We start from the raw sequence: 24,550 nt of genomic DNA, 5'->3' as shown, positions 1-24,550 counted from the left end.
CGGTTCGGCCTCTTTCGTCCCGCGCGACCGGCCGGCCTGGTAAGCGGTGGCGCGGCGGCCGAACCCGCCGGAACGCGAAGCGGCCCGGCACCGTGTCCCGGTGCCGGGCCGCCCGTGTGCCGGAGCGCCGGCCGTCAGCCCTGACGGGCCTTGTAGCGCGGGTCCTTCTTGTTGATCACGAAGGTCACGCCCCGCCGGCGCACCACCTGCGCGCCGGGCTTGTTCTTCAGCGAGCGCAGGGACTTGCGCACCTTCATCGCCGTCTCCTTCCGCGGAATCGAACCGGCACCGCCGTCAGTGACGGGCCTGGGCGGCGGTACCTCCGTAGCGCCGCTCGAAGCGCTGCACGCGTCCCGTGGTGTCCACGACGCGGGAGGTGCCGGTGTAGAACGGGTGGCTCGCCGACGAGATCTCCACGTCGACGACCGGGTACGTACGGCCGTCCTTCCACCGCACCGTCTGCCGTGCGCCGACGGTGGAGGGGACGAGCAGCTCGAACCCCGCCGCACGGTCGCGGAAGACGACAGGGCGGGAGACGGGGTGGATGCCATGCCTCATGGCGATGTTCCTTCCTGGGGCCCCCGCCGCCGGGCGGCGGGGGCAGGGGGTCAGCGTTCCTCGCGGAAGAGGACGTGCGCGCCGGCCTTCGGGTCGTACTTGCGCAGGACCAGCCGGTCGGGGTCGTTCGAACGGTTCTTGCGGGTCACGTACGTGACGCCGGTCCCGGCCGTGGACCTCAGCCTGACGACGGGCCGCGCGGTGCTGCGTGCCATGAGTGCCCCTTTCAACGTGCACCCGAGCTGATTGACTCGGGCATGTCAGACATCCCGCACAACGCCCGCCACCGCCCCCGCATTCCCGGCGGCCCCGGGGCGCGCGGCTCAGCCCCCGGTCGGCTGGTAGTCGAACCAGTCGAAGCGCACCGTGCCGGACGCGGCGTACATGCCGATGACACGGCCGGTGAAGCCGCCCGCCACCTCCGTCGACAGGTAGCGGCCTTCGAGCGTCGCCAGCACCGCGAACGTGCCGTCGGGCTCCTCCACGCCCAGGGACACGGCGTCGGGGCCGGTACGCGCGTCGTGCGGCGGCGCCGGGTCGCTGATCCGGGCCGCGAGGACCAGCGGTCCGGCCGGAACGGGGCGGCGTGCCACGACGGTGCGCAGCGAGCCGGCACGTGCCACGACGCGGACCTCGCCGCCGTCCGTCTCGATGTCGTAGTGGTGCCTGTCGTCGAGGAGGACGGTCAGGCCGCCGCACCCCTGCGCGGGGTCGATCAGCGTGCGCGCCCGGCACAGCGGATGCTGCTGGCGCCGGCCGACGAACGTGACGTCCGGGTCGTCCGGCGAACCGCCCCGCGCGCGGAGCGTGAGCCAGCCGGGACGCTCCTCCGTGGTGACGCACTGCGCGGGACGGTCGCGCAGGGACACCCAGTGCGGCCGCAGCGTGCCGAGGTCGAAGTCGTCCCGGGGGTCCTCGGCGGGAGGCGGGGACAGCGGCCACGGGGGAGCGGGCTGCCGAAGGCCCACCTCGCCCACGACCGGCCAGCCGTCCACCCACGTCACCGGGGCGAGGAACGTCTCACGGCCGAGCACGTGCCAGCCCGGGGTGCCGCCGCGCGGCCGCACCCCGAGGAACACCATCCACCAGGATCCGTCGGGTGCCTGCACCAGGTCCGCGTGGCCGGTGTTCTGGACGGGGTGGTCGGTGCCGCGGTGGGTGAGGATCGGGTTGGCGGGGCACGGCTCGAACGGACCGGAGGGCGTACGGCTGCGGGCGACCGAGACGCCGTGGCCGCGTTCGGTGCCGCCCTCGGCGATGAGGAGGTACCAGTGGTCGCCGACCCGGTACAGGTGCGGTGCCTCCGGAGCCTTGGCGTTCGCCGTGCCGGACCACAGCTCCCGCGGGGGACCGAACGTCTCGCCGGTGTGCGGGTCGATGCGGACCTGCCCGACGCCCGCGAACGTGCACCAGCAGGTGCCGTCCTCGTCCCACGCGAGGTCCGGGTCGATGCCCGGCACGCCCGGCAGCCGGACGGGCTCGGACCAGGGCCCGGCGGGGTCGGTGGCGGTGACGAGCAGGTTGCCGCCGCCCTCGCCCACATTGGTGACGATCAGCCAGAAACGGCCGTCGTGGTGGCGCAGGGTCGGGGCGTAGATCCCGCCGGAGGACGGCGTGGCCGTGGGCAGGACGAGCTGACTCGGCCGGTCCAGCACGTTGCCGATCTGCGTCCAGTGCACCAGGTCGCGGCTGTGGAAGAGGGGGACGCCGGGGAAGTACTCGAAACTGGAGCACGCGAGGTAGTAGTCGTCACCGACGCGGCACACGCTGGGGTCGGGGTGGAACCCGGGGATCACGGGGTTGGCGAAGGTGTTCTTCGCGTCGAGCGGGTGGGACACCCGTTGTGTCCTTTCGTCGGGCAGGTCGGGCAGGTCGGGCTGTCGGCGGTCGTCGCACTGCCGGCCCTTCACTTCTCAGGACTCGTCGAAGCGCTTCACCAGTCAGTGGAACGTAATGGCTGGTATCGAGCAGAATCAAGAGCAGTGCTGGGAGAAAGAGCCGTCGATGCGCTTCGACAGCGTCATACAGACTCCGGGCACCCGCCCCCGGGATCGGCGCACGGACGTCCGAGCGGGCCCCGCCGGAGACTGCGTCGACAGGGCCCGCTCGGTCGTGCTCGGGAGAGGTCAGGCGGTGTGCAGGGTCAGCCCGTACCGGTTGAGGATCTCGTTGACGGGCTGGTGCCAGGTCTCGCCGCCGCTGCCGCAGTTGCCCCAGCCGCCGGACGTGACGCCCTGGGCCTGGTCGCCGCTGATGAAGGAGCCCCCGGAGTCACCGGGCTCGGCGCAGACGCTCGTCTTGGTCATCTGGTACACGGCGCCCTGGCTGTAGTTCACCGTCTCGTTCTTCGCCAGCACGGTGCCGCAGTGCCAGTGCGTGGTGGAGCCCGAGCGGCAGACCGAGGCACCCACGGGCGCTTCGGCGGACCCGCGGACGAGCCGGTCGGGAACCGTGCCCCAGCCGAGCACCACCGGTACGGTCCACCAGCCGCTGCCCACGTTCACCCAGGCGTAGTCGTTGCCGGGGAACGACGACCCCTGGAAGTTGCCGATGTAGGACCGGTCCCAGCCGTACACCGCCGCGCTCGGCGAGCCGCAGTGCCCGGCCGTGACGAAGCCGCCGTGCACGGAGAAGCCTATGGAGCAGCGGACGTTGCCGGTGTAGTACGGGTCGCCGCCCACGGTTCCGGCCGCGAAGGTGCGCGGCGCGGCCGGGGTCTCCCGCACCGCCACGGGACCGGCCTGACGGGCGCGGGCGAGGAAGGCCTGGACATCGTTGTCGCCGCGCTGCCCGGCGACGACGTTCACGACGACCTTGTTGGCCTTCGGGTCCACGTGCCAGCTGCCGACCCCGGCGGGCGCGGACAGTGCGTCGATGTTCTTCTTCGCCGTGTCGAGGTGGCGGGCGCTGTGCCGCACCAGACGCACGGTCGCTCCGGTCGCCCGGACGGCGTCGGCGTCGGCGGCGCGTGTGACGGCGACGGTGAGTTCACCGCTGCCGGCGTCGAACCAGGAGCCGCCGTAGGCCGGTCCTGCGGCCTTGCGCGCCTCGCGTTCGACGGCCGTCGCGGTCTTCTCCGCGGCCAGACGCGCTGCGGCCTCGTCACGGGTCAGCCCGAGGTCGCGCTGCATGGCGGAGAGGAGTCCGGGGGAGGCCGGTTGTTCGGTGGAGCGCGGGGGAGTGTCCGCCGCGGAGGCCGGCAGGGCGCTCGCGGCCGCCCAGGTGCCCAGCAGGAGGAGTACGGACAGGGCGGTGCTCAGGGGCTTGGTGCGTCTCAAGGGAATGACCCTTCGTTGTTCCAGCAGGGTGGGGGTGGAACAGCCGTGCTTGAGAGCGCTCTCTGTCGGTGCGAGACGGAGCCTAGCTTCTGATCATGTAAAGGTCTATACCGGTATCGGCCGCGTTCGCAGGCCGGAGAGGACGGCGCGTGACCCGGCCGGGTTCGGCCGCAACGGCAGGCGCGGAAAGGGCGGTTCGTCCGTGCCGACGGCCGCGCCGGAGCCATGGGGACGGGCGCCGTGCCGCCGGCGCGCCGCTCTCGGCACCGATCGTTCGCATTCGCACTGCAGAGCGGCTGCTTGCATGGCCGCTCTTCGGGTACTGGCGTCTGGATGAGCGCGATATCCGCATCCCGTGCTTGACGAAAGTGGCAAGGTCGTGACCCATTCCAACGGCCCCGGCGACCGGGCGAGGGGACCGGGCGACTGCCCGGAGGCCGTCGCCCGGGAGATCGCTGATGCCGCGGAGAGCCTGACGAGTCTGTGGTCACGGGCCGCGCAGGAGGCGACCCTGAGGCCGTCCGCGCCGCAACTGCGTGCCCTGCGCGCCCTGCAGTCGGCGCCGGGTGTGAACCTCACCGCCCTGGCGGAACGGCTGAACGTCGGGCTGCCCACCGCCAGCAGACTGTGCGACCGGCTCGAGGCGGCCGGTCTGCTGGAGCGGGTGCTGCACCCGTCCAGGCGCCGTGAGGTGCAGCTGAGCCTGACCACGCACGGTCTGCACGTCCTCACCGACGTGGCCGAGCGGCGCAGGCGGCTGCTCGTCGCCGTGCTGGAGGCCATGGACCCCGCCGCGCGAGCCGCGTTGAGCCTCGGGATGCAGGCCTTCGGCGCCGCTCAGGAGACGCCACGGCCGCACCCCGGGGGCACGAACCGCGGATAGCGGACCGTCACACCCCGTGCGGATCGTCACGTCCCGTGGACGCCTCGCGGCCCGTCCAGTCCAGGCACACGACAGCTGCGTCGGTGGTGAGGTCCGTGCTGCCGAAGTGCTCGATCACCGCCTTGACCACGGCCCGCGCGGCCTCGTGGGGCGGCATCGAGCTGGTGGCGCTCAGCGTCTGCCGCAGGGCACGCCGGCCGAAGAGGTCTCCGTCCGCGGAGACGGTGCCGTGCACCCCGGAGCCGACGGCGATCAGCCGGTCGCCGGGTTCGACCCGGAAGGTCTGCTCCTCGTACACGGTCTCCTCGAACATGCCGAGGGGGAACTGCGCCTCCAGCTCGATCCGCTCGACCGCCGCTCCGCGCTGCCGGTACAGCTGGGGCGAGCCGGCGTCCACGGCCCGCACGGTGCCGGTGTCCAGGTCGAAGTCCAGCAGCAGCGTCGAGGCGTAGGCCTTTCCGCCGTACTGGGCGTAGAGGGCCTGGTCCGCGAGGCAGGCCTGGCCGGCCAGGCCGATGCCGGCGCGGCGGGCGTTGCGCAGCGCGCCGACGGTGAGGTTGGTCAGCAGGGAGGCCCCGATGCCCTGCCCCATGCCGTCGGTGACGGTGACCGTGAGGTGATCGGCGCTCGTCGACCAGTCGAAGTTGTCGCCGCCGATGGCGTAGGCGGGCTCCAAGTGCGCCCCGATGACGTACTCCTGGCGGGCGCAGCCGCGTCCCGGCAGCAGCTGCCACTGCATCTCGGCGGCGAGGGTGAGGCGGCGGGTGCGGCGGGCCTGCAGGTACAGGTCGGTGTCGCGGCCGGCGGTGACGACCTCGTGGCCCAGCGCGGTGGCGAACTCGGCGAGCCGGAGCACCGCGGCGGTATCGGCGGCGCCGGCGGGGAGACGGACGGAGAGCACGCCCAGCCGGTCGCCGCGCACGGTGATCGGCAGGTGGACGAGGGTGGTGGACGCCGGGTCCCCGGTGAGTTCCACGACCGGGGTCTGGGTGACGAAGGCCCGCCCGGCCGGACCGTCGTCGGCGGGGACGGGGTCGTCGGTGTGGGGCAGGTGATGGACCGCCTGCAGGACGCTCAGCCCGTAGTCGGCCAGCAGCAGCGTCATCTCCCGTGCCGCGAAACGCTCGGTCAGCAGGCGGCGTGCGGTGGCTTCCAGCGCGTGGGGCGGGGCTGCGCGCAGTTCGCTCTCCACGGATCGCACCGGCTCGGAGGCATTCACGACATCCACCCTCTCCCCCTCGGGGCCTTCACGCTATCGCGGGCACCGCCGCCGCGACGGGGCGGGGGGAACGACTGAGCGATTCACCCCGATCGCAAGGCGAGGGGCGGTACGCGGCCCCGGTCTCACGGGAGGACCGGCCGTGGCGGCGAGGCGGCGGTGCGGCACAGCAGCAGACAGACGTCGTCGTCCCCCGCGGAGTCGCGCAGCATGGGCTCGAGCAGCGCTTCGGCCGCCACCTCCAGGTCCGGGTCCAGGTGCCGCGGGTCCAGCGCGGACAGCTCCCGGGCGAGACGGCCGATGCCCGTGTCGATGCCCAGGGCACGCCGCTCGACCAGGCCGTCGGTGTACAGCGCGACGGTGGATCCGGGCGCCAGGTCGAGCGTGTGCTCCCGGTAGGCGTAGGGCAGCAGGGGAACGCCGAGCATGATGCCCGGTTTCGTGTCCAGGACGCGCACCGCGCCGTCGGGGGTGCGCACGACGGGCGGCGGGTGCCCGGCGGACGCCCAGGTGACGGCGGGCTCGCCCGGCCGGAAGCGGACGATGGCGGCCGTGGCGTACAGATCGGGCTGCTGGTGGCGCAGCAGGCGGTGCAGGCGGGTGAGGATGGCGCCGGGGCCGTCCTCCTCGGCGGCGTAGGCCCGCAGGACGGTGCGCAGCTGCCCCATCAGCACGGCGGCGCGCAGGCCGTGCCCGGTGACGTCGCCGATGACGGCGAGCAGACTGCCGTCGGGCTGCTCGAAGGCGTCGTACCAGTCCCCGCCGATGTTGAGGCCGTGGGTGGCGGGCAGGTAGCGGGCGGCCAGGCGCAGCCCCGGGACGGTGGGCAGGTCCGTGAGCTGGGCGCGCTGCAGGGCTTCGGCGGTGTCCCGGTGCTGCTCGTAGCGCAGCGCGTTGTCGAGGGCGATGCCGACCCGCCGGGCCAGCTCGACCAGCATCACGCATGTGTCGGGCGCGAAACGGTCACCGGGAGCGCGCAGCGTGAGCACGCCGATGACGCGGCGGGCGGTCAGGGGGATGCACAGCAGCGGTGGTGCCGGTGCCGGTGAGGAAGCCGGCAGGTCGTCGACGCCGGGCAGGCCGCCGGGGTGCGCCGCGGCGTGCTGGGGGCGTCCGCTGCGGACGGCGGCGACCGCGGCGGCCGGGAGAGGGTCGGCGCCGGAGCTCTCGCCGTCCTCGAGAAGCCGTACGCCGACCTCGCCGGCGTACCGGGGGACCAGGAGCTCGGGCAGGCGGCGCAGGATGTCCCGATGGTCGAGGGAGGCCGTCACGGCGGCGCTGGCGTCGGCCAGGAACATCAGCAACTGCCGGGCGTTCTCCGCCTCGTTGCGGGCGGCCCGTTCGGCGGCGAGCAACCGGCGCTGCAGGAGCGCGGCCGCTTCCAGTTCGGCGTGCAGGGCCAGCACGCCCTGATTGGTCTGGTGCATCTCGCTGCGGTGGAAGCGGACCAGCTCCTCCTGCTCGTCCATCCTGCTCAGTACCGCTGCGGTGTCCTCGTCCGCCGCGAGCAGCACCTCGGCGAGTTCCCCGTCGTCCCCGCCGTCCGCACCGCCGCCCGGAGCCGGGACGGGAGGGAAGCAGGCGAGGGTCCGCGACCAGGCCGGGCCGTCCCGCGGCGCGGGCCCGGCCAGGCGTACGGCGGTGGTGACGTGTCCGGGTGCCTCGGCGGTGCCCGGCCGGGTGGTGACGAGCAACTCGCAGCCGCCGCTCCCCTCCAGGCCCGCGCGCAGGTGCGCCGTGAGGTCGGTCAGGAAGCGGGCCCGTGCGACCAGGGGCACGTCGGCGGCGGCCAGCAGCCGGGCGACCGCCGTCCGGGCCCGGGCAGCGTCGGAGACCGAGCCGATCTTCCAGGGGTCGCAGATGCCGGTCATGGGCGGCGGTGTCCTTGTTCGGGCACGGCGCCGACGGCGTGCGGGTGGGAGACACACGACTGCCGGACATCGCCCACGGGCGGTCGCGTAGCACCCACGGCGTCGCGGCCGGCGACCCGCGACCGCCCGCTGTGCACCGCCGTGCACGCTGCCGCGCTCGCGGCACCCCGCCTGACACGGCTGCCCTCCGAGGCCCGGGCCGGAACGGTCACCCCGACCCCGGCCGGGAGGCGAGTGGGCGAGGCCGCACGGGTGCCCTCCCGTCGTCTGCGGGTGCGCGGCGGCACTGCGGAGAGCGTGGACGCGAGCGCTCGAGGCGGACCGAGGGCCCGCGCGAGGCCGCCGGGCGGGTGGTCGGCGGAACGGATCACGGACGGTCGGCCGTCCGCGCGCCGTGGCAGGCCGTCCGCAGCTCCGGTGCCCCGCGCGGTGGCGAGGCCCATGCCGCGGGGGACGCGTCCGGCCCGGAACGAGACCGTCCCGGCCGCCGTGCGCTCAGCCCGCCCCCGGGCCGAGCCGCAGCAGGGGACGCCCCGCAGGGCGCTCATCCCGTGCCGTCACGGGGGGACGGAATACCGGACGCCCACGCGGCGATGCTGACCGTGGTGCCCTCGCCGGGCCGGCTGTCGACGGTGAAGTCGTCGACCAGCCGCTTGGCCCCGCACAGCCCCAGCCCCAGGCCGCCCCCGGTGGTGAATCCCTCGGTCATCGCCTGCTCGACGTCGCGTATGCCGGGGCCGGTGTCCACGAAGGTCAGCCGCAACCCCGGCTGTGGCCCGGCGGGCACCGTGGTGATCTCCACATGGCCTCCTCCGCCGTGGACGAGGGTGTTGCGGGCCAGTTCGCTCGCCGCGGTGACGATCTTGGTCTGCTGCACCAGGCCGAACCCGAGCTCCGCCGCCGCCTGCCGCACCCGCTGCCGGACCCAGGCGAGGTCGGTGTCCGAGGCGATGGGCAGGCTGATCGTGGCGGTGCCCGGAGGGGCCTGCGTCATGTGCCCTCCTGGAGGGGGCTGCGAGGGGAGGCGAGCAGGTCCATGGCGTGTGCGGTGCTGAGGGCGGTGTCCAGGCCGGGCAGGGCGAGCCCCAGCTCGGCGAGCGTGATCGCCACGGCCGGCCGCATCCCGGCCACCACCGTCCGCGTGGACAGCAGGTGTGCCTGCGAGGCGATCTCGGCGAGGACCCGCCCCAGGAACGAGTCGATGACGTCCACACCGGAGAGGTCGATCACCACACCGGAGGCGTTCTCCCGCGCGATGCGGTGGCTGATGTCCTGCTGCAGCTGCTCCGCGGTGCCGTCGTCCAGTTCGCCCTGCAGCGTGACCAGGAGGACGTCGCCCAGCGCCAGGACCGGCACGGGGGTCGGGCCGCTGAAGGGCGGTGTGTTCACGAGCGGCCCGCGCCGGTACCGGCTCGTGCGCCCACTTCGATGCCCTGGCGGGCCAGCGCGTAGGACAGGGCATCGGCCAGTCCGGCGCGGGTGACGACCGTTCCCAGGTCGATGCCGAGGTGGACGATGGTCTGGGCGATGGCGGGCCGGATGCCGGAGACGATGCACTCGGCGCCCATCAGCCGCGCCGCGGCCACCGTCTTCATCAGGTGCTGGGCGACCAGCGAGTCGACCGTGGGCACGCCGGTGATGTCGAGGATGGCGTACCGGGCCTGCTGGCTGACCACCGCGTCCAGCAGGCTCTCCATGACCACCTGGCTGCGCGCGCTGTCCAGCGTGCCGATCAAGGGGACGGCGACGATGCCGTCCCACAGCTTGATCACCGGGGTGGCCACCTCCATCAGCTGCTGCCGCTGCCGGGCGATGAGTTCCTCGCCCGCGCTCAGCGTCGTCTCCATCACCACGAGACGCAGCGTGCCCATGAGCAGGGCCAGAGACAGCACACCGTCCTTCGCGTCGGCGCCGGCCGGATCCTCGAAGTCGCCGCGCAGCAGTTCGGTGACCGACTCGCGCAGTCCCGCGACCTCGCCGGCGATCTGACCGGGGGTGAACCCGCTGCGCCCGCGGGAGGCGGCCATACGGCTCAACTGGTCACGCACCGTCTGGAAGCCGGGTGCCTCGACATCCTCGGGGCGGCCCGTGGCGGCGACGGCGGACAGCGCGTCCACCACGGCCTTGGACGCCTCGACGGCCTCGTCCCGCGAGACGGTGAACACCGTGCGGAACAGCGGGGCGTCCGCCCAGCGCTGGGCGATCTGCTCCCGTCGGCGCTCCAGGAAGGCCCCCACCAGTCGTGCTGCCGTGTCAGCGGCCGCGTCCTGTCCCACTCAGCATTGTCCTTTCGTACGGACCTGGCCGGCCACTCGGTGGCGGACAGTCGGCACTTTGTTGCCATGTGACAAACATTAGCTGCGGCACGACGGTGCAAACAACACGCGGCGGCCCCTTCCTGCCCCGCCCCCTGGTGACTGCGCTCACAACCCGCGGCCGCGCCAGTCCAGGCACACCACGAGGGCGTCGTCGTCCGCGACGGGCTTGCCGCGGTGGCCGCTCAGCTCGCGCAGCACGGCCCGCGGCACCTCGGCCGCGGGCAGCAGGCGGGTCGACATGATCGCCCGGACCAGAGCGGCCTCCCCGTACGTCTCGCCACCGGGTGAGGCGGCCCCGTAGACCCCGTCGCTGACGAAGACCAGCCGGTCGCCGGGCTCGACGGCGAACTCCTGGGCGACGTAGTCGGTCTCCTCGAACATGCCGAGCGGCAGCTGCGCTTCGAAGGCGATGTGCTCCACCGCGCCCTCCCGCAGCCGCAGCAGCTGCGGGGAGCCGGCGTCCACCACCCAGGCGCGCCCCGTGCTGAGCTCGAAGTCGAACATCAGCACCGACAGGTAGCAGCGGCCCCGGTAGTGGGCGTACACCGCCTGGTCGGCCAGGGCGGCCTGGTCGTCGATGGCCAGGCCGGCCCGGCGCGCGTTGCGCAGGGCGTTGATCGCCAGGTTGGTCAGCAGGGAGGCCTCTATGCCCTCGCCCATGCCGTTGGTGACGTACAGCATGAGACGGTCGGCCGAGGCGGACCAGTCGAAGTTGTCGCCGAAGATCGCGTACGCCGGTTCGAGCTGGGCGCCCAGCTCGAACTCCGCGCGGGCGCAGGAGCGGCCCGGCAGCAGCTGCCACTGCATCTCGGCGGCCAGGGTGAGCCGGTCCTTGCGGCGGGCCTGCAGGTACAGGTCGGTGTCCCGCTCGGCCACCATCACCTCGTGCCCGAGCACCTGGGCGACCTCCGCCAGCTCCGCGAGGCAGCCGCGCAGGTGTTCCCCGCCCGGCAGGGTCACCGTCAGCACGCCCAGGCGGTCGCCGCGCACCGTGACCGGCAGATGGACGCGTGACAGACCGCCGCCGGCGCTCTCGATGAACGGCTCCTGGGCGCCGAAGGCTCGGCCCGCCGGGCTGTCGTGCACCGCGACGGGCTCCAGTGTGTGCGGCAGCACCGACACCGGCTGCAGCACCGTCAGGCCGTAGTCGGCCATGAAGAGCTCGACGGAATCCGCCGCGTACTGCTCGGCGAGCACGTCGCGGACCGCCTCGAGCAACCGATGGGGCGCCGCCGTCCGCAGTGCGCGTTCAGTGGTCACGAATCTGTTCACGATGGGAGATACACCATTCCTTCGCCGAATACTCGCCTTCCTCGCACAGGCGGCTGAACCGGTCAAGGGACTGCTCCGGCTGCCCGTTTCATCTTTGACCGCGCCGCGTGCCTAGTACTCTGGCGGGCATCCCACTACCTGCGAGAGTGTGATGGTGACTGCCTTCAGCCCCCGCCCTGAGCCGTACGAGGTCGCTCGTGTGACCTCGACGGCCGCGGAGTTGCTGGAAGTCCTCTGGGGACGGGCCACGACGGCTCCGGTGTCCGCCTCCCAGTTGCGCGTCCTGCTCGTCCTCGAGCACGAGCGGGGCATCAATCTGCGCACCCTCGCCGACCTCCTCGCCTCAACCCCACCCTCGACCAGCCGGCTGTGCGACCGGCTGCAGGCCGCCGGTTTCGTCGAGCGCGCGGAGAGCCCGGCCGACAGGCGCGAGGTGCGTCTGCACCTCAGCAGCCGGGGCAGGGCGTTCCTGGCCGATCTGCGCGCGCGCCGGGAGAGGACGCTGCAGGCCGTTCTCGAGCAGATGCCCGCCGCCAAGCGGGCCGCGCTGCGGGAAGGGCTGGAAGCGTTCTGCGACGCCGTGGACGCGCAGATACGCGACGACGTCAGGCCGTCCGGCTCCGGAAGCCGGACCGCCTGACCCGCTCTCGCCGGCGCCTCGCCCGGCGGCACCGCCGGCGGCCGGGAAGCAGCGCACGGAGCGACCCGGGCCCACCCACCGGAACATTCGGATCCTTCCCCGCGCGCATTCGACAGGCTTACTTTGTTGCCTCACGGCTATAGTTGTCAAACGGCAAGTGTCCGGATCGGATCCGTTCGACCTGCCCCAGGGCACTCTCAGTGGCGGTGCCCGCCGAGCAGGGCGCAGACCGCGTTCTCCTCGACGGCCCGGAGCCTTTCCAGGAGACCGGGGGTGAGGGCCTTGTTCACCTGGGTGGTCAGGGAGACGGTGAGGGACTTGCGGCCGTCGGGGGTGGCGGCGATCAGCTGGGTGTAGCCGGGGAAGTTCCCGGTGTGGCCGAGCACCGCGCCGCAGCGCGTGTCGTAGCGGAAGATGCCGAGCCCCGCCCTGTTGCGGCCCGGCCCCGCCGGTTCCGACGCCCCTTCGATCCAGCGGCGCTGCTCGCGCAGCACGGCCTTCGACGTCAGGCTCCCGGAGGCGTAGCCGCGGATGAAGCGCGTCATGTCACGCGGCGTGGAGACGATCCCGCCCGAGGCCCACACACCCGACGCGCTGAGCACCTCACTGACGTCCTCCGGCGGCGCGGGCGGTTCGACGGCGTAGCCGCGCATGTACGGTTCCGGCATCTCGTAGCCCAGGGGAAGGCTGGTGCGGCGCAGGTCCAGCGGCCGGTAGACGATCCTCCTCAGGAGTTCCTCGTACGGCCTGCGGGTCACGGCCTCCGCCATCAGGGCGACGGCGATGTTGTCGGAGTTGGAGTACCGGTACCGCGAGCCCGGGCGGAAACGCAGCGGTTCGTCGGCGACGAAGTCCAGAAGCCGGCGCGGGTCGAAGGTGCGGCGCGGGTCCGCCTGCAGCAGCTCCACGAACTCCGGGTCCTCGCTGTAGTCGGGCAGCCCGCTGGTGTGGTTCAGCAGCTGCCGCAGGGTGACCGACCGCCACGCGCGCGGCAGTTGGGGCAGGGTGCGCCCGATGGTGCTGTCGAGACCGAGCGCGCCCTGCTGCACCAGCCGCAGCGCCACGGCGCCGCTGAAGGCCTTCGCCGTACTGGCGATCCGCATGTGGTCGGTGGGCTCGATCGGGCGGCCGGTCTCCAGGTCGGCCACACCGGCGCGCAGGACCCGCGGGGCGCCGCCCTTCTGCAGGACGACGATCACCCCCGGGGGTCCGCCCGGTGTGCTGACCAGCTGCTCGAGCTGCCGCTGGAGGGCGCGTCCGCCCTCGCCTCCGGAGCCCCCGGCGGCGGCGCCCGCCGCCGGGGCGGGAAGCAGCCCTCCGAGACAGCAGGCGCCGGCCAGGGCGACGAGGGTCAGACGGAGACGGGAGCGAGGACGGGCGCCGGTGCGGCTGCGGGTCCGCGGACGGGGGAGGGGCGTGAGTGGCATGAGGGTCCCGGGAGGCTCGGCGGGCGGGCAGGGGCATCCCCAGCATCGGCCGGGACCCGGCGCACGCGCTCGCGCGCTTGCGCTGTCCGGCCGACCCGGCGCCTGCGACGAACGCGGCCAAGCCGTCCACGGCCGAGCCCCGAGCCCTGGTTCCCGGCCCCGCTCCCGACCTGGACACGGCCGCCGCCGTCCGCCGCCGTCCGCCGCAGTCCGCCGCAGTCCGCCGTGGTCCGGCGGACGGCCACGGTGACCGCCGGAGCCGGCAGCGCGGCCGCCCCGCGCGGGGTTCACGCCGAAGCGGCACGGGAACTGCCCGCCCCCGCTCAGAAGGCGTAACGCACCCGCAGCCACGGCGCATGACGTTCGATCAGGGCGCGCAGGCTCCGCACCGCCTCACCCTTGACGTCGTTGCGGTAGCGAAGGTTCAGGGCGCCGTTCTCGGAGCGCTTGGCCTGCTGGAGCTCCGGCCGCCACAGGACCTCCTCGGCCCGGGGATGCCAGCCGAGGTTGACCTCGTGCAGCTCCTGGTTGTGGGTGAGCATGATCACCTCGGCGGCGGCCTGCCGCTTCACCCGTTGCGGCAGGACGTCGTCGAGGTGGAGGAGCAGCTCGGCCCAGGCGTCCTGCCAGCCGGGGCGGACGACCACGGGGGAGAGGTTGAAGTGGACCTCGTACCCCGCGTCCAGGAAGTCCGCCGCGGCGCTGATCCGCTCCGGGACGGGCGAGGTGCGCACGTCGAGCAGCCGGGCGTCGTCCGGCGGCATCAGCGAGAAGCGGACGCGGGTGCGGCCCCGCGGATCGAGAGCCAGCAGGTCGGGGTTGACGAACTTGGTGGCGAAGGACGCCTTCGCGGTCGGCCACTGCCGGAAGGCGTGGACCAGATCCGCGGTGTTGTCGCAGATCAGCGCGTCCACCGAGCAGTCGCCGTTCTCGCCGATGTCGTACACCCACGCCTCGGGGTCGCACTGGTTCGGCTCGGGCTTGGGTCCCTGCCGCGCCACGTGCCGGGCGATGTGGGCGATGATCCGGTCGATGTTGGTGAAGACGGTGATGGGGTTGGCGTACCCCTTGCGCCGCGGCACGTAGCAGTAGGCGCAGGCCATGGCGCAGCCGTTGGAGGCGCCGGGGGCGATCCAGTCCGCCGACCGGCCGTTGGGGCGCGTGGTGAGGGTCTTCTTCTCGCCCAGCACCAGCGTCTCGCCCTTGATGCGCACCCAGCGCTCGATGTTGCCCTCGTTGCCGTGCAGCCCCGGGATGCGCCAGTGGGACTCCACCGTGGTCACCCGCGCGTCGGGGAACCGGGCGCTGATCTGCCTCCCGCGCGGCGACGAGGCGGCCGCGGGCTCGGCGTGGATCTCCCGCACGGGCAGCAGCCGGCGCGCCGCGTCGGACATGCGGAAGGAGGGATGCGAGTCGGTCGCGGCGGGTCCGGGCGTCAGGGCGCCGAGCCCGAACAGCGCGCCGGAGTCGTCGTCCGGGCTGCCGGACGGGTGGTGCATGGGTGCTCCCGTACGGGTCGGTGCGCGAGGACGGGGGGCCCTGGGGCCTCCCGGCCCCTCAACCTTACGGGCCGGGCATCACCTCCGCGTCCTCGCGCGCCGGGCGGTGCGCGGCAGCCCGCGAGGGGACCGCCGGGAGCGTCCGCGGCCTGGCGATCCTCACGGGGGCGGGGGGTATCCGTACGGCTCCCCTGGACGGGCAGGCGGGCAGTCGCGGTGGTTGCCTGGCAGGGAAGACGTCTTTCCCGCCGTCAGGAGAAAGGTACGGCCGTGGCCTCTGAGCCCTCACTCCAGTACACCGTCCCGGGCATGTCCGCCCAGGACAGCTCCGACATCATCGAGCTGCTCCAGCGGCGGCTGCATTCGCTGAACGACCTGCACCTGACCCTCAAGCACATCCACTGGAACGTCGTCGGCCCGCACTTCATCGCGGTCCACGAGATGCTCGACCCGCAGGTCGAGCAGGTGAGGTCCATGACCGACGACCTCGCTGAGCGCATCTCCACGCTCGGCGGTGTGCCGCAGGGCACGCCCGGAGCGCTGGTCGCCGACCGCACCTGGGACGACTACTCCATCGGCAGGGCCGAAGCCATCGAGCACCTGGGCGCCCTGGACGTCGTCTACACCCGGCTCATCGAAGACCACCGCGAGGCCATGGAGGCGACCGAGACCTCCGACCCCGTCACGCAGGACATGCTCATCGAGCAGCTGCGCGGGCTGGAGCTGTTCCAGTGGTTCGTCCGCGCCCACCTGGAGAGCAGCGGCGGCCGCCTGAGCACCGCCGACGCCAGAACGGAACAGGCGGCGGCGGACCAGGCCGCCGAGCAGGCCCGCCGGCAGCCCTGATCGGCGCGCCGCGGGCGAAGCCGCCGGACGATCCCGCCCCAGCCCTCTCAGCGTGTGACGCAGCGGATGAAGTACTTCCCGTCCGCGTGGTGGACGCCGTGCGTCTCGTTGCCGAAGCCCGGGAACCTCTGGTCGAACGCCTCCAGCAGCTTCAGGTACTTCATGAGGTCGGAATCCCCGGCGCCCACGCGTTCTCCGGGCATGAGGACCGGGATGCCGGGCGGGTAGAGGGCGATCTGGGTGGCGACGACGCGGCCGGGCAGTTCGTCCAGGGAGAGGAGCTCGGTGTCGCCCTGGATGAACTTCTGGTACGCCTTCGCCGGGGTGAGGGAGGGGTCGGGCGGGGTGGCGCCGGTGAAGGCGTCGTTCAGGAGCTTGATGAGCCCGTTGTCCGACAGGTAGGCGTGCATCTCCTCGCACAGCTCGGGCAGGGTGGACTTCCCGTACCGCTCGGGGTGTTTCCCGGTGAGCCCGGGGAGCACGTCGCTGAGCGCGGCGCCTTCGTCGTGGAGCTTCTTGAAGTCGGTGAGGGCGTCGAGGAGGGTGCCCCACTTGCCCTTCGTGATGCCCATGGAGAACAGCAGCAGGAAGGTGTAGAGGTCCGTCTTCTCCACCACGATCTGCCGGGTCTCCAGATAGGCGGTGACGATCCGGGCCGGGACGCCGAAGGAGCCGAGGTCGCCCTGGGCGTTCACCCCCGGGCAGGTAACGGTGACTTTGATCGGGTCCAGCAGGCAGAAGCCGTCCTCGAGGTCGCTGAAACCGTGCCAGGTGTCCTTCGGGTCCAGCACCCAGCAGGCGCTCTCCTTCCGCAGGAGGTCGAGCGGCGCCCGGTCGAACGCATGGGTCCGCCCGGTCTCGGGGTCGGTGACCTCTTCGGGCTGCCACACCCCGAAGAACCACCGGGGGCGGTCACCTGCCTCGGCGAGGCGTCTGCCGAGCCGTACCGCCGCCTGCCGGAACCGGATCGCCTCGGTGATCGCCTCCGTGGTCAGCCACGTGCCGGACGGGCCGTCCATCATGCCCGCGGCGACGTCCAGCGAGGCGATCATCGGGTAGAGCGGCGATGTCGTGGCGTGCATCATGTAGGTCTCGTCGAAGATCTCCCGGGCCGGGAGCCGCCCGGCCCCCTGCTTGACGTGGACCATGGCCGCCTGGGAGAGGGCCGCCAGCAGCTTGTGCGTGGACTGGCTGGCGAAGACCGTCGGTCGGTGGCCGCCGTCCAGCGAGCCGGGGTCGATCGCCATGCCGTAGCGGCGCTCGTAGAGCGGGTGGAAGTGCGCGTAGGCGAACCAGGCCTCGTCGAACTGGAGGGCGCGGGCGCAGGGGGCGAGCAGTCCCGCCACGCGGACGGCGTCGTAACACAGGCCGTCGTACGTCGAGTTGGTGATGACGGCGGAGGCCGGGTGCGGGCTCACGGCACCTTTGGCGAGAGGGCTCTTCTTGATCTGCCCGCGGACCGCCTCCTCGGTCATCCGCGAGGGGGGAATGGGGCCGGTGAGGCCGTAGCCGTTCCGCGTGGGGACGAGGTAGACGGGACGGCCCAGGGACATGATGACGCCGTGGTTGATCGCCTTGTGGCAGTTGCGGTCCACCAGCACGATCTCGTCGTGCGCCACCGTGCCGTGCAGCAGCATCCGCACGGACGTCGACGTGCCGTGCAGCACGAAGTACGTGTCGTCCGCCCCGAAGACCCGCGCGGCGTTCTTCTCCGCCTCACCGATCGGGCCGGTGTGCTCGAAGAGCGAACCCAACTCCCCGACCGATACGGAGAGGTCGCTGCGCAGCAGTTGCTCACCGTAGTAGTCGTAGAACGCCCGGCCCACCGGAGACTTCAGGAAGGCCACCCCGCCGTGGTGCGAGGGCGTGTGCCATGAGTACTCGTGCGTGTCGTCGAAGCGCCGCAACCGGCTGAAGAAGGGCGGCAGGATCTTCTGGCGGTACGCACCTGACGCGGTGTCGACCCGTCCGGCGATGAACGCGGCGGTGTCCTCCATGAGGTACACCCAGCCGTTGATCACCTCCGACACCCACAGCGGGGTGTCGTCCGTGTAATCGCCGGTCGTCAGGAGGTACACGGGAATCCGGGAGGAGAAATGGTCCATCAGGACCCTCAGCACGCTCTCCGCGCCTGTCTCCTTCTCCCCGTGCACGTCGCTCGTCGGGCCGGGAAGCTCCCAGCTCACCAGAGCGGCGGCCAGATCGGCCCGGGAGGAGGCCACGGCCATGGCGTCGGCCGCGTTGTCGACCACCTCCACGTCGTAACCGAGACCGGTGAGCTGGGTGCAGACCTCCGTCACGCGCTGGTAGGGAACGCCGTCGGAGTCCGTGCCGCCCACTGCGACGAGGATGCTGGGACGCTTCATGGCGTTCCCTCCCGCACGAAGAGTTTCCCGGCCCCCTCGACGGCGGCCCGGGCATGACGGAACCGGGCCCGGCCGTCTGCTGCGCGGCAACGGGCCGGCTGTTTCGCCATCAAGATCATCGAGGCGTTCCAGGCGTGTCCAGCCACACGCCGATGCCCTGCTGAGCGTCATTCGGATGCCGCGGGTGACGGACGCGCCCGGGAACGCCGCCCGCCGGTCAGGTGCTCGAACCGCCGCTGGTGCGCCGCTGGCCCGGGCGGCTGCCGTGCCAGTCCAGCACCAGAGTCGTGGCGTCGTCGGGCAGCGCCCCCTCGCAGGCGTCGTACACCGCTGTGGTCATGGCCCGGACCACTTCGCGAGGGTGTTCGCCGCGGGTGTCGTGGACGAGGGCGTACAGGTCGACCGAGGCGGCGGCGCGCTCGTGCATCCCGTCGGTGATCAGTACCAGGCGGTCGCCGGGCTCCAGGCGAAGGCGCTGCACCTCGTAGCGGACCGGAGCGGGCACGCCGAACGGCATGTTCACCTTGATGGCCAGCTCCTCCACGCGGCCCGCGCGCATCCGCAGCGGCCAGGGGTGCCCGGCGTTGACCAGCTCGCAGACGCCGGTCTCCAGCCGGACACGCAGCAGCTGGCCGGTGGTCATGCCGCGGCCGTGGCGGGTGATCGCCCGGTGGGCGGCGTACGCCTGATCGAGCATGCCGAGCCCGGCACGGCGGGCGCCGCGCAGGGCGTTCACGGTCAGCGTGGCCAGCAGGGCGGAGGCCGTGTCGTGCCCCATGGCGTCGGTGATCGACAGGTTGAGGACGTCCTGGTCCAGGGCGTAGTCGTAGGTGTCGCCGCCGATGTCGTCGGCCGGGACCAGGCCGCCGGCCAGGGTGAACTGCGCGGCCTCGCAGCAGGGTGCCGAGGGCAGCAGCTGATGCTGGATCTCAGCGGCCAGGCTCATCGTGGTGGTGCGCCGGCCCCAGTGGTACAGGTCGGTGAAGCGGCGGTCGGTGACCACGATGTACGCCAGCGCGTGCGCGGCCTGCGCCACCGCGTCGCGGACCGTGCCGTCCGCGTAGGGCACCGCCAGGTCCAGCACCCCGATGCAGTCACCGCGGTTCGTCACCGGGGCCACCATCCGGCAGCCGCCCTCCCCGTCCGGCTCCTGGTGCAGGCGCTGGGAGCGCAGGACCCGGTCGTAGACGCTGCCCGTCAACCTGAGTCTCTCCACCGCGCCACGCGCCTGGCGGGCCGTGCCGGCTCGGGGGAGCCGTACGGCTTCCTGCCCGAGCATGTCGACCAGCAGGAAGGACACTTCGCTCGCCGAGAACCGCTTCTCCAGATTCCGGGCCACCACGTCCACCGACTCCACGGGGGTGGCGTCCTTTGCGGCTCCCAGCACCTCGTCCAGATCCAAACCGACATCGCCCGGCGCAGGCCTCTCCCAGTCCTCCATGCTGTGCGGTTTCCCGGCAGTCCGGCCGGAAATGCGCGCACCTTCGTATACGACGGCAGGCTGGGTCCGGCGGTGACGGCGGCGCCGGGTGCCTGCCAGGAGGAGCGGTCGCCCTGCCCGGGTACGGATCACTTCCGCGCCGCACAGGGTTTCCTGGTGCTCGGAACGGCGGGCAGCAGGTCCACCTCGCTCGCGGTGAGCTCCCGGTCGCCGATGATGTCGCACAGCTCGCGGTACCACCGGCCCGGTGCCAGCTGGAGCGGTCCGCCGGTGCCGTCCGGGCCGATGTGCAGCACGGTGCTGCCGTCCTCGGAAGCGCCCAGGAAGGCGTGCTGCCCTTCGAGCCTGCTGTCGGGCGGGCCGGTGAAGGAGTAGAAGGTCTCGTAGCCGGGCTTGCCGAGCCGGTGGACGCGTACGGCGTTGTTCGCGGCGACGAGATAGCGGCCGTGGGGCAGGAAACCAGCGGCGTACGGCGTCTCGTCCGATTCGGCGATGCTGCGCAGGGGGCCGATCTCCTTTTGCGGCGGGTCGCCGCGCCGCCAGAGTTCGAAGATCGAGCCCCGGCGCAGGATCGCGAAGTACCGGCCGCTGGGATCGAAGTGGGTGGCGAGGATGTCGTCGCCGGTCCTCACGGTCTCGGTGACGCGTCCGGTCGTGATGTCGACGATGTGGATGCCGGGCCGGTCCAGGACGATGACGGTGACCCGGTTCGTTCCCGGATAGGGCCCGATCATCAGCTCCGCGTCCTCGGCACCCCCGGCCCGTGCGCGGATCCTCGCGGCGTCGAAGCGCACGATGCGCCGGCCGGTGCGCGGATCCCACTGCTCGACCACGTCTCCCGAGACGGTGATCAGTCTCCCTCCGCGGTCGAAGAAGTAACTGAAGTCGTACGTCGGGTGCTTGACGCTTTTCCGGTCGCCGCCGCCGAGCCGGATGTCGCCGGTCGACGGTGCGGAATCCTCCAGGAGGGGAGGCTCGGCGGCGGTGACGGTCGCGGTGCGGCGCAGGGTGGTGGCGTCGCGGACGGTCACGATGTTCGCGCCCTCGCGGTCGGCGACGAGCCGTCCTGCGCGGTCCATGGCGAGGGGTTCGGCGCGTCGGGGTACCCAGTAGGGCTTGCGGCGCGGCACGTCGGCGAGGACGCGGGCGCTGACCTCGCGCGCGTGGTGCACCTGCATGCGCGAGCCGTCCGCCAGGACGGTGATCGTGTGCCTGCCGTCGTGCGTGAGGATCTGCTGGGCCACGTCCAGGAACCAGTAGCCGGGACGCAGTTGCACGAATCCGATGAACGACTCGTCGTGCCGGAGGTAGTAGAGCCTGCCGCCGGACTCCACGAGCCATGGGCTGGTCTTGGCCAGCGAGGAGGCCGAGGCGGGCAGGCCGTTGCGCGACAGCACCCTGCCGTCGCGCATGTCGGCCACGGTGAGGCCCTTGGCGGAGTTGAGGGCGATTCGGAGTCCCGGCCAGTCGACGGACTGCACCAGACAGGCGTCGGACGCGAACTCCTTGTTCCTCTCCCGGTAGGCGATGCCCTCCCGGGCGCCGTCCGTCACCCGGTGGACGGTGACCTCGGCCGTCCCACCCCGGGTGTGGCACAGGACGGCTCGGGTCCGGTCGCCGGAGACGCGGATCTGGTCGGCGTCGGCGCGCACCACCAGCCGGCTCCTGCCGGTGACGAGGTCGAGGGCCAGCAGACTGCCCCGCTCGCCGCTCCCGAAAGCGCCGAACCGCTTGTACACGGGCACCAGCAGCGTCCGGTTGTCGGGGGCCGGCCACATCTTGAACTCCAGCCCTTCGGGCGCCGGCAGACTCCCGGCGAGGGCGCCGTGCCGGCCCTCGTCCAGGTTCCACCAGACCACGCGCTTGCGCACGTGCGCGACGATCAGCCGGCCGTCGAGGGACATCGCGGGAGTGACGCTGTCGCTCCACATTGTGCCGATGCCGGGGGCGTCGGGCAGCCGGTGCAGGGGACCGGCGGGCCGCTGCGCGTCGGGACGCACCTCGAACCACGCGGCCTTGCCGTCGCTTTGGACGTAGGCGGCGCGGTGGCCGTCGGCGGAGACCATGACGTACTCGACCTTGCCGTTGGACGGCACCCGCACCGTGCGCACCGGTCCGGTCAGGGCGCGCACGAACAGGACGGCTCCGGAACGTCCGGCCGCCGCCAGGACCACGTCGCCGTCGCGGCTCTTGTCGAAGACGGTGTCGCCGAGGTCGCCGGAGAGGACCCGGTCGTGGTCGTTGTACTGGAGGTACTGGCGCAGCAGTTCGTTCTCGGCCTCCTGCGTGGGGGACGTGTCGTAGGCGGCGAGGGAGAGCAGCGCGGCGCGGGCCGGGTCGGTGACCGTGGCCTCCTGCGCGGCCTGGGCGAGGGCACGGGAGGCGCCGAGGGCGGCGCGTTCCTCGCTGCTGCGGCGCTCGACGACGTAGAGCATGCCGAGCACCAGGGCGAACACCACGGCCGTGGCCAGGGCCGAGGACACGGCGAAGCGCCGGCGGGCGCGGGCGCGGCGGTGGGCCCGGCCGGCGGCCAGGTAGTCCCGCTCGGCCTCGGTCAGGGCCGCGTCGCGGTCGGGGAGCCACTGCTCCGCGCCGGCCATGGCCGCGGTGGTCGGCAGGTGCTCGGCGGCTCGCTGCGCCTGTCGCCAGCGGTCCATCTCGTGCCGTACGGTCTCCCGCCAGGCGAGGAAGGACCGGTCCTCGGCCACCCACGCGGCGAGCTTGTCCCACGCGCCGATCAGTGCCTCGTGCGTGAGCTCCACGGTCTGCGTGCCCTCGGCGCTGCGGTCGGTGACGAGAAGCCGGGTGTGCGCGGCGAGCCGCTGGGCGACGCGCCACTGCTCCGCGCCGAGGTCGCCGCGCCGGACGAGACGACGGGTGGCCACCGCCGCTCCGATCGGCAGCCGGACGAGCTGGGTGAACAGCCGGCGGGCCGTCACCTCGTCCTGAGGCGGCACGTGTTCGGCCCAGACCCGGTCGGCGTGGTTGCCGAGCGCACCGGTGACCCCGCCGATCTCGTCGTACGCCCGGTGGGTGAGCACGCCGTCCTCCTGCCGCTGCCACAGCAGGTCGAGGGTGAGGGCGAGGAGCGGCAGGACGCCCGGTCCGGTGCCGGTGTCGGCGAGGATGCGCTCGGCGAGATGGGGTTCGTAGCGGACGCCGGGGAGGGCGTCCACGGGGGCGGTGACGATGTCGCGCAGCCCGTCCTCGCCGAGCGGGTCGAGGCCGTGCAGGTACCGGCCGGTGACGGGGCCGAGGCGCGGGTCGCCGAGGACGGGTTCGAGGAAGTCGGCGCGCAAGGTGGCCAGTACGCGGACGGCCCGCGGCACGGCATCGGCGGCGAACAGCACGTCGGCCAGTTCGCGGACGGCGTCCGGCGGTTGCTGCAGCAACTCCTCGAACTGGTCGACCACCACCAGCAGCCGGCTGCCACCCTGCCGTGCGAGCAGACGCTCCGTGGTCTCGGCGAGGCCGTCCCGGCGCAAGGCCGCGCACAGTTCGGGCAGGCGTGCCAGCCGGCGGGTCTCCGGCAGGTCGGGTTCCAGCAGGGGCAGCAGCGCGGAGGTGAGGGCCGCGAGAGGGCTGCTGCCGGAGGCGGGCCGCATGACGGCGACGCAGGCGCCGCGCGCACGCAGCCGTGGCGCCACGCCGGCGAGCGCGAGCGACGACTTGCCGGACCCGGACGGGCCCACGACCGTGACCCACTGCTGATCTTCGAGCGCCCGGGCGACGCGGTCGCTCTCCTTGCGTCTGCCGTGGAAGACCGCCGCGTCGGCCTCCTCGAAGGCCTCGAGTCCGCGGAACGGCGAGGGGGGCAGCACGAGCGTGCCCAGTTCGGGCCAGGCGGCCACCAGGCCGCCGGTGGGGATCAGGTAACCGACGGGCGGCTGCCCGGACTCGGCGACGGCGACCATGCCGACCACGCCCGACAGCCGGTCGTCCCACACCGGCCCACCGCTGAAGCCCCGCGACACCCGGTAGCCGGAACCGGCGAGATCGGCCTGCACCCATCCGTCGGCCTGCCGCCCGCGCAGCACCCCCGCGTGCCAGACCCCACCGGGCCGCCCGGCGGGCAGTCCGAACGCCCGCACCCGGTGCCCCCACAACCCGTCCGCCGACGCGTCCGCCACCGCGTCCGCGTCGACCAGCCGCACCGGTCCCGCCCGCCGCGGTGCGGCCGCGAACCGCAGCACGGCGACATCGGCCGCGCCGGACGCCGTACCGGCGGACGAGTCGCCCGGCGCCCGAGGCGGCACCCACTGTTCGACGACCGCCTCCGCGCTCGGCGCGGCCGGCACGAGGGGCAGGTCGACCTGGACGCGCGCGCCGGGCCGCGGTGGCGTGCCCTCCGCTGCGCCGAGGGCGGCGCGGACCACGTGCGCGCAGGTCAGAGCCACCGTGTCGGACACCAGGAAGCCGACTCCGACAGGTTGGCGCCGCGCGTCGAGGATGCGCAGCAGCGCCCTGTCGAGGGCGCCGGCCCCGATGGCCGCCGACCGGTGTTCCGGTTCCCGGGCCGACGTCATTCCGCCTCCCCGTCCGGCGGCCGGTGCCCGACCGGGGTGAGCGTGAGGGGCTCTCGCCCGGCCGTCCGGGGCAGCACCGGGCCGGCGCCCGCCGACGGGACCAGGGCGGACCCGCCGCCGATCCCGTCGGGCAGGTCACGGAAGGCGCCGACGGAGTGCGCGGCGACCCGTCCGGCCCCGGCGAGCGGGTCGTGGCACACCCGGCTCACCGGTGTCATGACCCGGCCCGGCCGGGCGGCCTCGACCGGGGCGGCAGGCCCCGCTGCGGCCCGCACCGGAACGGCCCCCGCCCCGCCCCGCGGTGCGGTGTCCGTGGCGCCACCGGCCACGGACACCGGTGGTTCGATCCGGTGCGCCATGCGTCCCCCTTCACTGCGTCCCTCCTCGTCAACGCCGGCCGGGCAGC

General features: G+C 73.0%; 20 protein-coding genes. 3 read left to right on the top strand and 17 right to left on the bottom strand.

The window, feature by feature from the left end:
• Nucleotides 1-134 precede the first annotated feature (134 nt).
• The 5 genes from ykgO to ABZY20_RS33580 form a co-directional block, all read right to left on the bottom strand.
• Nucleotides 135-257, bottom strand: a complete 123-nt coding sequence (gene ykgO, locus ABZY20_RS33600; RefSeq protein WP_356446713.1) for a type B 50S ribosomal protein L36 — start codon at nt 255-257, stop codon at nt 135-137.
• A 37-nt stretch (nt 258-294) separates the two neighbouring features.
• A complete protein-coding gene (locus ABZY20_RS33595) occupies nt 295-558 on the bottom strand; it encodes a type B 50S ribosomal protein L31 (protein WP_356446711.1) in 264 nt (87 codons plus the stop codon).
• A gap of 50 nt (nt 559-608) precedes the next feature.
• Nucleotides 609-773 carry a 50S ribosomal protein L33 gene (gene rpmG, locus ABZY20_RS33590; protein WP_356446709.1) on the bottom strand — a complete coding sequence of 55 codons (165 nt, stop codon included), beginning with the start codon at nt 771-773 and terminating at the stop codon, nt 609-611.
• Nucleotides 774-881: 108 nt separating this feature from the next.
• The gene (locus ABZY20_RS33585; protein WP_356446707.1) at nt 882-2,396 is read right to left on the bottom strand and encodes a glycoside hydrolase family 43 protein; all 1,515 of its coding nucleotides are present in this window, start codon (nt 2,394-2,396) and stop codon (nt 882-884) included.
• A 288-nt stretch (nt 2,397-2,684) separates the two neighbouring features.
• Complete coding sequence (locus ABZY20_RS33580) at nt 2,685-3,836, bottom strand: S1 family peptidase (protein ID WP_356446706.1); 1,152 nt, start codon at nt 3,834-3,836, stop codon at nt 2,685-2,687.
• A gap of 379 nt (nt 3,837-4,215) precedes the next feature.
• Between ABZY20_RS33580 and ABZY20_RS33575 the strand changes: the two genes are divergently transcribed.
• Nucleotides 4,216-4,719, top strand: coding sequence for a MarR family transcriptional regulator (locus ABZY20_RS33575; RefSeq protein WP_356446704.1), 504 nt, complete (start codon nt 4,216-4,218; stop codon nt 4,717-4,719).
• A gap of 7 nt (nt 4,720-4,726) precedes the next feature.
• Here the strand turns inward: ABZY20_RS33575 and ABZY20_RS33570 are convergent, their stop codons facing one another.
• From ABZY20_RS33570 to ABZY20_RS33545, 6 genes are all read right to left on the bottom strand, one after another.
• Entirely contained in the window at nt 4,727-5,947 is a 1,221-nt protein-coding gene (locus tag ABZY20_RS33570) for a PP2C family protein-serine/threonine phosphatase (protein ID WP_356446702.1), read from the bottom strand.
• A 116-nt stretch (nt 5,948-6,063) separates the two neighbouring features.
• Nucleotides 6,064-7,809, bottom strand: a complete 1,746-nt coding sequence (locus ABZY20_RS33565; RefSeq protein ID WP_356446700.1) for a PP2C family protein-serine/threonine phosphatase — start codon at nt 7,807-7,809, stop codon at nt 6,064-6,066.
• Between the two features lie 544 nt (nt 7,810-8,353).
• Nucleotides 8,354-8,803, bottom strand: coding sequence for an anti-sigma regulatory factor (locus tag ABZY20_RS33560; protein WP_356446699.1), 450 nt, complete (start codon nt 8,801-8,803; stop codon nt 8,354-8,356).
• The gene (locus ABZY20_RS33555; protein ID WP_356446697.1) at nt 8,800-9,198 is read right to left on the bottom strand and encodes an STAS domain-containing protein; all 399 of its coding nucleotides are present in this window, start codon (nt 9,196-9,198) and stop codon (nt 8,800-8,802) included. The genes ABZY20_RS33560 and ABZY20_RS33555 overlap by 4 nt, the downstream gene beginning before the upstream one ends.
• On the bottom strand, nt 9,195-10,085 hold the full coding sequence (locus ABZY20_RS33550) for an STAS domain-containing protein (RefSeq protein ID WP_356446696.1): 891 nt from the start codon (nt 10,083-10,085) through the stop codon (nt 9,195-9,197). The genes ABZY20_RS33555 and ABZY20_RS33550 overlap by 4 nt, the downstream gene beginning before the upstream one ends.
• A 147-nt stretch (nt 10,086-10,232) precedes the next feature.
• Nucleotides 10,233-11,399, bottom strand: coding sequence for a PP2C family protein-serine/threonine phosphatase (locus tag ABZY20_RS33545; RefSeq protein ID WP_356446694.1), 1,167 nt, complete (start codon nt 11,397-11,399; stop codon nt 10,233-10,235).
• Between the two features lie 148 nt (nt 11,400-11,547).
• On the opposite strand from ABZY20_RS33545, the gene ABZY20_RS33540 reads away from it, so the two are divergent.
• Nucleotides 11,548-12,039, top strand: coding sequence for a MarR family transcriptional regulator (locus ABZY20_RS33540; protein WP_356446692.1), 492 nt, complete (start codon nt 11,548-11,550; stop codon nt 12,037-12,039).
• Between the two features lie 197 nt (nt 12,040-12,236).
• Here the strand turns inward: ABZY20_RS33540 and ABZY20_RS33535 are convergent, their stop codons facing one another.
• Entirely contained in the window at nt 12,237-13,466 is a 1,230-nt protein-coding gene (locus ABZY20_RS33535; RefSeq protein WP_356446691.1) for a serine hydrolase domain-containing protein, read from the bottom strand.
• 323 nt (nt 13,467-13,789) lie between these two features.
• Nucleotides 13,790-14,965 (bottom strand): spore photoproduct lyase family protein, encoded by a 1,176-nt coding sequence (locus tag ABZY20_RS33530; RefSeq protein ID WP_356446689.1) that lies wholly within the window; start codon nt 14,963-14,965, stop codon nt 13,790-13,792.
• A 270-nt stretch (nt 14,966-15,235) separates the two neighbouring features.
• On the opposite strand from ABZY20_RS33530, the gene ABZY20_RS33525 reads away from it, so the two are divergent.
• Nucleotides 15,236-15,811: a DNA starvation/stationary phase protection protein gene (locus ABZY20_RS33525; protein ID WP_356446687.1), complete on the top strand. Its 576-nt coding sequence runs from the start codon at nt 15,236-15,238 to the stop codon at nt 15,809-15,811.
• 47 nt (nt 15,812-15,858) lie between these two features.
• On the opposite strand, the gene ABZY20_RS33520 is transcribed toward ABZY20_RS33525, so the two are convergent.
• The 4 genes from ABZY20_RS33520 to ABZY20_RS33505 form a co-directional block, all read right to left on the bottom strand.
• The gene (locus ABZY20_RS33520) at nt 15,859-18,177 is read right to left on the bottom strand and encodes an Orn/Lys/Arg decarboxylase N-terminal domain-containing protein (RefSeq protein WP_356446685.1); all 2,319 of its coding nucleotides are present in this window, start codon (nt 18,175-18,177) and stop codon (nt 15,859-15,861) included.
• Between the two features lie 217 nt (nt 18,178-18,394).
• Nucleotides 18,395-19,618 carry a PP2C family protein-serine/threonine phosphatase gene (locus ABZY20_RS33515; RefSeq protein WP_356446683.1) on the bottom strand — a complete coding sequence of 408 codons (1,224 nt, stop codon included), beginning with the start codon at nt 19,616-19,618 and terminating at the stop codon, nt 18,395-18,397.
• A gap of 128 nt (nt 19,619-19,746) precedes the next feature.
• Nucleotides 19,747-24,144, bottom strand: coding sequence for a serine protease (locus ABZY20_RS33510; RefSeq protein ID WP_356446681.1), 4,398 nt, complete (start codon nt 24,142-24,144; stop codon nt 19,747-19,749).
• The gene (locus tag ABZY20_RS33505; protein ID WP_356446679.1) at nt 24,141-24,503 is read right to left on the bottom strand and encodes a hypothetical protein; all 363 of its coding nucleotides are present in this window, start codon (nt 24,501-24,503) and stop codon (nt 24,141-24,143) included. The genes ABZY20_RS33510 and ABZY20_RS33505 overlap by 4 nt, the downstream gene beginning before the upstream one ends.
• Nucleotides 24,504-24,550 lie beyond the last annotated feature (47 nt).

Source organism: Streptomyces sp. NPDC006624 (genome assembly GCF_040611555.1).
Taxonomy (GTDB): Bacteria; Actinomycetota; Actinomycetes; order Streptomycetales; family Streptomycetaceae; genus Streptomyces.
This window is presented reverse-complemented; position numbering and strand designations above follow the sequence as displayed.